7 protein-coding genes are annotated in these 7,124 nt (G+C 66.8%); 4 read left to right on the forward strand and 3 right to left on the reverse strand.

The genetic code is table 11. The annotated features are described in order from the left end of the window. The coding region (locus FGX59_RS35555; protein ID WP_138473298.1) for a hypothetical protein at positions 1-1,170 on the reverse strand (1,170 nt) is incomplete at its 3' end. A 179-nt stretch (positions 1,171-1,349) separates the two neighbouring features. Between FGX59_RS35555 and FGX59_RS35560 the strand changes: the two genes are divergently transcribed. After that, on the forward strand, positions 1,350-1,964 hold the full coding sequence (locus tag FGX59_RS35560) for a hypothetical protein (RefSeq protein WP_138473299.1): 615 nt from the start codon (positions 1,350-1,352) through the stop codon (positions 1,962-1,964). A 238-nt stretch (positions 1,965-2,202) separates the two neighbouring features. On the opposite strand, the gene FGX59_RS35565 is transcribed toward FGX59_RS35560, so the two are convergent. Next, positions 2,203-2,508, reverse strand: a complete 306-nt coding sequence (locus FGX59_RS35565) for a hypothetical protein (RefSeq protein WP_138473300.1) — start codon at positions 2,506-2,508, stop codon at positions 2,203-2,205. Between the two features lie 134 nt (positions 2,509-2,642). Here FGX59_RS35565 and FGX59_RS35570 point away from each other — a divergent pair, with 134 nt between their 5' ends. Both FGX59_RS35570 and FGX59_RS35575 read left to right on the forward strand, forming a co-directional pair. Beyond that, positions 2,643-3,935 (forward strand): hypothetical protein, encoded by a 1,293-nt coding sequence (locus FGX59_RS35570; protein WP_138473301.1) that lies wholly within the window; start codon positions 2,643-2,645, stop codon positions 3,933-3,935. Between the two features lie 40 nt (positions 3,936-3,975). Further along, positions 3,976-5,580, forward strand: coding sequence for a pentapeptide repeat-containing protein (locus tag FGX59_RS35575; protein ID WP_171060997.1), 1,605 nt, complete (start codon positions 3,976-3,978; stop codon positions 5,578-5,580). A gap of 75 nt (positions 5,581-5,655) precedes the next feature. Here FGX59_RS35575 and FGX59_RS35580 read toward each other — a convergent pair whose 3' ends face one another. Then, a complete protein-coding gene (locus FGX59_RS35580; RefSeq protein ID WP_138473303.1) occupies positions 5,656-6,351 on the reverse strand; it encodes a hypothetical protein in 696 nt (231 codons plus the stop codon). A 362-nt stretch (positions 6,352-6,713) separates the two neighbouring features. On the opposite strand from FGX59_RS35580, the gene FGX59_RS35585 reads away from it, so the two are divergent. Then, positions 6,714-7,124, forward strand: a 411-nt coding sequence (locus FGX59_RS35585) for a transposase (protein WP_138473304.1), incomplete at its 3' end; no start/stop codon positions are given.

Consider the following 7,124-nt stretch of genomic DNA (forward strand, 5'->3'; position numbering starts at 1 on the left):
GTTCGGGACATCGGCATAGGTCTTTCCGGCGAGGAGGCGGCGGACCTGCTCCGGGCTGGCGCGGCGGCGGTCGACGCCGTCGAGCTTCTCCGCTATCTTCTCTTCGCTCCAACCGCAGGCATGCCAGATCCGCGCGAAGGTGATCTGCAGCTGCGACAGCCGGTCCTCGCGCCCGCAGGTCACCCCGATCCGGTAGGCCAGGTTCTCTGCCCAGAGCCGCGCGATCGCCGAGGCATCCGGCACGCAGCCTTCCAGCCGCGCCGCGAGCATCTCCTTCAGCGCCGCGTCATAGGCCTCCTCGACCGCGCCCGGCTCGGGCGGGGCGCTGCTGCCGCGCCGCCACTGCGCGATGAACTTCATCCCCGCCTCGCCGCCGGGGATCATGTTCAGGCCCCGCGCGTGGATCGGGAAGAGCGAGCGGTCCTCGATCTCGATCTCCTCCAGCCGCATCGCTTCGGCGCGGGTGACCCCGGCGCGGAGGATCTCGTGTTCGGTCTTCGCCACCGCGAAGAAGGTCCCGCGCAGCGCCTGATGGAACAGCGTGCCGCTGCCTGCATGGGCGGCGCGGCGGTGCTCGGCGAGGCGCTTGGCCCAGCTGCGGCTGGTGAGACCCGTGTAGACGAGGCCCGTTCCGGCATAGGCGGCCCAGGGCAGGACCGGGTCCATGCCCGGCAGCATCGGGGCGACCGGCATCGGCGCGGTACTGGGATAGAGATGGTGGCGGTAGATCTGGTAGCCGCCCGGGCGCAGCGTGATGTCCTCGAGCTCGCGCAGCGCATAGCCGAGCGGCAGGATGTGCCCGGTCTGGATGCCGCCGGTGACTACGGTGACGATCAGGTGGCAGCCGGTATAGCCCGCGGCCGGGCGGGCGGCATGGGGCAGGATGTCGATGCGCGCGGCCTGCGCCTTGCGCAGCGGACGTCCCTCTTCGGCGACCACGATCAGCCGCAGGTCGTGGAGGGGCAGGGGCGCGCCGCCGAGCCGGTCAGTTCCGAATTCCTCGCGGGAGCCCATCGCATTCGAGACCCGCGCCAGCGCGGCGGCGCCGTCGAGAAGCCCGGGCTGGAGCCTGTCCATCTCGGCGAGCTTGCCTTCGATGGCGGCGTAGAGGCTCGGGTGCAGCGGGAAGAGCAGGTGCTCGAAGGCGTCGCGGGAGAAGCGTCTGGGCATTTGGGCCTCGTTTTCTCTGGAGTGCGGGGAAGGGGACAGCGGGACGACCTGGCTTGTGGCGCCATGGCACAAGTTGCCGGGGAATTCCCGAAAGAAAAATAGGATAAAACCTACATAGTGCGGGATAAGCCCAAATTGCAAGCCCGAGGTTCGGGAAATATCCCGAACAAGAGGTGACGATGCGCTTTTCCGAGATCGTGAGACAGAGGCTGGCCGAGCTGGGGCTCAACGTGAACCAGGCGGAGACGCTCTACGGGTTCCGGACGGGATACCTGCGCAGCGCGGTGCGGCAGGATGCCAAGGAGGCAAGTCCGACACTCGAGCGGGCGCAGGCGATCTGCGCGGCGCTTGGGCTGGAACTCTATGTCGGACCGCCGCGCGTGGAGGCTCCGCCGTCCGTGGAGCAGGGCGAATTGCTGGTGCTTCCCATGCCGGAGGTTGCCGGACCAGGGCCTGCTTCCCTCGGCCTGCCGCCGGATTGGCTGGAGGCCCGGGGCGTGTCGGAGCCATTGCTGCTCCGCGCCGGGGACGCGGCGATGTCTCCGCTTGTTCCGATGGACGCGGCGGTACTGGCCGACGGGGCGGACCGGTCTCCGTGCGCTGCCGCGGCGATCTTCGCCCTGCGCCGGAATGACCGGGTGCTGGTGCGGCGGCTGAGCGCCGGAGAGGACTGGCTGCTCCTGCGCCCAGACAACCCGGCCATCGAGGCCGAGGTTCTGCCCCGCGCGGCGATGGGAGCAGGCGTGACGGTGCTGGGCCGTGTCCGGGCCGTTTTCGCGCCATTGCTTGACTGAGGCGGTGTCCGGGAATGCAAGGCGGTTTTCGGGCGGATCAGCGCTGGTATGCCGACGTCATCCGTCGCGCCTGGCGGCGGCGACCCTGTTGAAGATGTCGAACGCTTCCATCGGAACCGCCTGAAGCTACGGCTTGTCGGTCTCCGGTGCCGCGCCAACGGTGGTTGAGGCCCCGGTTCTTAGGATCATGAACGGGTGCCGCGTCGCCGGAGCGCGTTCAGGCGAACCTCGTCGGCGATCAGTCATGCGCGTCTAGATACATGGCACCGAGCTCGGCGGAGGTGCGGCCAGAGGCATCCACGCCCAGAAGCTGGGCCAGCTGTCCGCCTCCGCCCTCTCCGAAGCTCTGGGTTGATATGATTTCGCTGCCGCCACTGAGAAGGAACTTCCCGCGCTGGATGTCGCCACCTTCGCGGGCTTTCATCAGACTCAGCAGCTCGGAGGTCGACACCGTGAATCCCCACCTGCATTTGCGCATCAATGCCCATTCGATCGCATAATGCCAGCCGAGTCGTGCGCCCGCTGACACGGGGTCTACCCACACATGATGTATCCCCCGAGGGCAATCTCTTGCTTAGAGGCGAGCGGTGATGTAACCATACAATCTATACGATATCAATATTTTCCGAATGTCCAATGCGCTCCGCCTGCGGGCGCGCCACCCGGAAGGCGCGCAAGATGAGAATTGTCCCATTCTGCACCTGCCTGCTGCTGGCGAACGCGCCCGCATTTTCCCAGAGCTTCGATGCGGAATTCGAAGCTATATCAGCGGAAGTCACCAAGGACGGAGCCGGGCTCCCCGAACTCTACCGCCAGGCGAGGCGCGCCGAGGCCCTGGCCGGCCGCGCGCCCCCCGCCGAGGCCGAAGCGCTCCTGCGATTGGCGGCGACGGGCTATCGCCGGATCTTGGCCTATGACGAAACTGCCGGGCCAGCCTATCTGCGGCTCGGGGTCATTCACGAGAGGCTGGGAAACACCTATCTGGCGCGGGAGTACTATCGGCGGGCCGCAGGTTTCGCCGACATTCCCGCAGACATCCGGGCCGAGGTCGAGGCGCGCTTGCGGCGGCTTGACGGCGACCTCGCGCGGAATCGCTTTTCCGGGCGGATTTCGCTCACGCTGCAACACGAGACCGACGCCCCGGCGGAAATCGGCGACGGCGAGCAGCTGCTGCAGAAACCCGAGGGCGTGGCCACTTCTAGCGCCATCGCTACCGCTGGCCTCACCCATGTCTTCGACCCGGGCTGGCAGAACGCCGCCACACTGGAGACCAGTCTCGACCTCTCTACCTCTGTGCATGATGGCAAGGCCCGGTACCTGGACAGCAGCTATGCCGGACTCCGGTTCGGCCCCCGGCTGCGCGCCGCCCCGTTCGGGCTGGAAGCCAGGTTCCGCCCCTATGCCGTGGTTAGCGGCCTGTGGTCCGACGACGCGCCTTACTCGACCGACTATGGCGTCGGCCTGGAGGCGGAGCTGCAGCAGGGACCAGCGTTATCCTGGCGGCTGCACCTCTCGACAGTCGAGCAGGAGCATGGACACGGCCGCGGCGATCTGGACGGACGCGAAACCCGAGGCCGTCTCTCCGCGAGCTGGTATCCGCGCCAGAATGTCGTCTTGGGCGCCGCGATCTCCTCCCGGGAAACCGACGCAAACGGGGATCTGAACGACCGCAGCAGCTCCGCAGGCGAACTCTGGTCCTTCGTGAGCCATGGCGCGCCCTTCGGCGCGACCGCCCGCGACTGGGTCACCGGCATCGAATACCGCCGCGAGCGCAGCTCATGGGGCACCGAACCGGGCTCCGGCCCGAAGCGGCACGACTGGCGGGACACGGTGACCCTGTCCACCTCGGTGCCGGTCGCCCGGAACGTCGAGCTGGAGCTTGCCGTTGGCTGGGACCGGCGAGAGTCCAGCGACGCCAAGTACGATTACGAGAACCGAACCATTTCGGCCGGCCTGTCACGCAGCTTCTGACGCAGGGGGGGACATGGATCGAGACCACATCGCGGGCGATGTGCAGGAACTGGCCAAGCGGATCCGGCAGATCGCGTTGCTGCTGCTGGTGTCCGGCCTGTTCATGCTGGTGACGCTTGATGCGCCGGACGCCGATCTGGTGCGCGCGGACGCGCTGATCAACTGGCCGATTATCCGCACCGAGGTCCCGCTCTCGACGATGCTGCTCTACGCGCCGGTCACGCTGATCGCCATTCTCATCTACCTGCATCTGTTCTATGGGCGCCTACTGAAATACAGGCGCCAGGGACACCACCCGGGCGAAAGCTACGTCTTCACCATGACCAGCCCGGGGGGACGGCTGGCAACCGATCTGATGTTCTACGCCTATGTGCCGCTGGTGCTGGTCTTCTTCACCTGGCGGGTCATGTTCCGGCCCGAAGCGAAGATCCTCGCCTCGGCCACCGTGCTGACGATCTTCGGCTGCGCACTGCTGTGCTACCTGCGCCGCCTGCTCCCCGCCCGCGATTGGCCGGAGGCCGGCAGGTTGGCGTTCCACGTAGGGTTCGGGATCGTCTTCGCCGCCTCCGTCGTGGCGCTGACGGTATTCATGCCGATGGCCCTGGGCAGTCGGCAGGAGCTGCTTGCGCGGTTCAGCGACAGCATGTTCCAGATGCGCAAGATCGACCTGAAGCGCGCCGACCTGGGGATCTCCGACGATCAGCCCCATGTCGAATGGAGCAGGCTCGACCTGCGCCATGCGGACATGCGGTTCGCCACGATTTCCGGGGCCGACCTGCGCGGCACCCGCCTGAGTAATGCGGACATGCGGGACGTCGTGGCCGAGAGCGAAATCTATTCCACCGATTTCACCGGCGTGAACATGGACGGGGCGCGGATGGAGCGGATCAGGGTGTCGAACGCACTCTTCAACAAGGCCTCGCTGAACCGGGCAAAGCTGGCCCGCGCGGTGCTGTCAGAGACGGATTTCATTGAGAGCAAGCTGCGGGAAGCCGATTTCGCCGGGGCCCGGTTCGAGACCGACGTCACCTTCTTCCGGGCAGATCTCACCGGCGCTCTGCTAAACCAGACGGTCTTTGCAGCGGCGCCCTCCTTCGCCTATGCGAGCCTCGACCGTAGCCAGTTCGACGGCGCGCGACTGGAATACGGCGGCGCCTTCAACTTCGCCAGTCTCAACGGCGCCTGCTTTTCCGACGCAACCCTCCTGAACGTGCGCTTCAATGGCGCCGGGCTTGCCTCGGCGACCTTCGAGAAGGCGGTCATCGGCATCCGGAAGGCCGGCTGGGCCGGAGCGCCGGGCGAGGAACGGCCGGTCACCTTCCTGAACGCCGATCTGCGCAATGCCAGCTTCGCCGGCGCTTATCTAGGCCCTGGCGCTGATTTCGCCCGGAGCGATCTGACCGGGGCCACTTTCGCCGGAAGCAACCTGGTGGCGTGGAACGGCCGGCCCCTGGCGAAAGCCCTCGACGGTGCCTGCCTGTGCCGGACGATCCTCCCTGACGGGTCGCGGATCGACCGCGACTGCGGCGAAACAGCGGAACAGCCGTTTTCCTGCCGGAGCGAGCCGGTCCCAATTCTCGACCGCCCGCCGATGGGATGCACCGCGGACCTGGCCGGAGCAGAAGACCGGCAGCCGCCAGGCTAGGGTGCACCCAGTGCAACCTGGGACTGTCCGCATCGTCTTCCACGGCGCCGCCACGAGCCAAGGCAGCGAAAACCTTCAGTCGGACAAGTAGTAGTAGTCGTAGTCGTAGGGATCGGGCGGGACGACGGGATCGGGCGGGACGACACGCTCGCAATCGTCGCGGCGGCAGTTGCTCCGAGGTGCGGCCGTCGGCACGGGGCGCGGCAGGCGCAGCGCCGGTTCGAGTTCCCAAGCCAGCCCCGCCGAGCTCTGGCTGGCAGCGTTAAGCGAATCCGTTAGCGTAGCAAAGGCGTTACTCCTAAGCGGGAAGGGACCGATCTGTCGGCCACTGGAATCCGTCGCGACAGCATAGCCGGGGCGCCGGATCTCGACGCCGTTGGCCACCAACGCCCCGCCCGGAGCAAAATCGACCGCCAGGGTCGCGGTGGCCGCGTCGAATGGCGCCCCGCCGGGTCCCGAAAGCCGGATAGGCGCGTCGCCGGCTGCGATTGCCGCCAAGACCCTGGCCCCGGACATTTCCAGCGTGCCAGCCGGGCTGGTCACCACAACAGTTTCGCCGCGCCCTGCCGAGAGCATGTCCACATCCACCACGCAGCGCTTGGCCAGACGGTTCTGAGCCACCGGTGTCACGTAGAGGTCGAGCTCGGGGTCATAGAAGCGGTTGTCTAGAACCACGCGGCAGCCGGTGCCAACCTGCAGCAGCGCATTGTTGGCGAATTCGATCTCCGTGCCCCCGGTGGCATTGGTCGTGACGACCTCACGGCGGATCATGGCCAGGCCCCGTTCAATCCGACGGGAAGAGGACTCCCGCGGCGGCTGTCCCCGCGCCTCAGTATTGGCCCAGCCCGCATGACCCACCCGTTCCTGCGCACCGCCGGGCACCGCAGCGGTGCAGAGCAAGGCAAGGCCCAAGGCCCTAAGGAATTCGCGTTCAGGTCGCATCGAGTCGCCCTCCGGGCCACACCCATGACTTTTCTGCGATCATAGCACGAATTTTCCCGGATCTCGGAGGGGTCTTTGTCGGGAGTTGTCACGTTAACTCGTTGGCGTTGACACAAGGGCACCTCTAAAATTTGCTGCGGTGCCGCGGCTGGGGTTTGATGCGGGGGGCGTTCGGCGGCTGGGGCATGGCGATGGCACAGATGGGTTCCTTTGGTCTTTCAGATCGCTACGCGAGCCTGGATGCCAAGAAGGACCCGCTGGCCGAGCTCGAAGCCGTCGTGCCGTGGGAGGACTTCCGTCCGGCACTGGAGCTGGTGTGGCGCAAGCCGGAAGCCGAGCGGAAATCGCGCGCCGGGCGCAAGCCCATGGACGCCGTGCTGATGTTCAAGACACTGGTTCTGGCGGCGCTCTACAACCTTTCCGACGACCAGATCGAGTACCAGATCCGCGACCGACTGTCCTTCATGCGGTTCCTCGGCCTCGGGCTGGAAGGCCGGGTGCCTGACGCCAAGACCGTCTGGCTCTACCGCGAGGCGCTCGCGCAAGCAGGCATGGTCGAGGCGCTGTTCCGCCAGTTCGACGGCCATCTCGCGCGGCAGGGC

The organism is Poseidonocella sp. HB161398 (assembly GCF_005870025.1).
Taxonomy (GTDB): domain Bacteria; phylum Pseudomonadota; class Alphaproteobacteria; order Rhodobacterales; family Rhodobacteraceae; genus Mangrovicoccus.

Coding starts and splice junctions, on each gene's coding strand:
- FGX59_RS35560 (WP_138473299.1), top strand. CDS start 1,350: ATGCGCTTTTCCGAGATCGTGAGACAGAGGCTGGCCGAGCTGGGGCTC.
- FGX59_RS35570 (WP_138473301.1), top strand. CDS start 2,643: ATGAGAATTGTCCCATTCTGCACCTGCCTGCTGCTGGCGAACGCGCCC.
- FGX59_RS35580 (WP_138473303.1), bottom strand. CDS start 6,351: ATGATCCGCCGTGAGGTCGTCACGACCAATGCCACCGGGGGCACGGAG.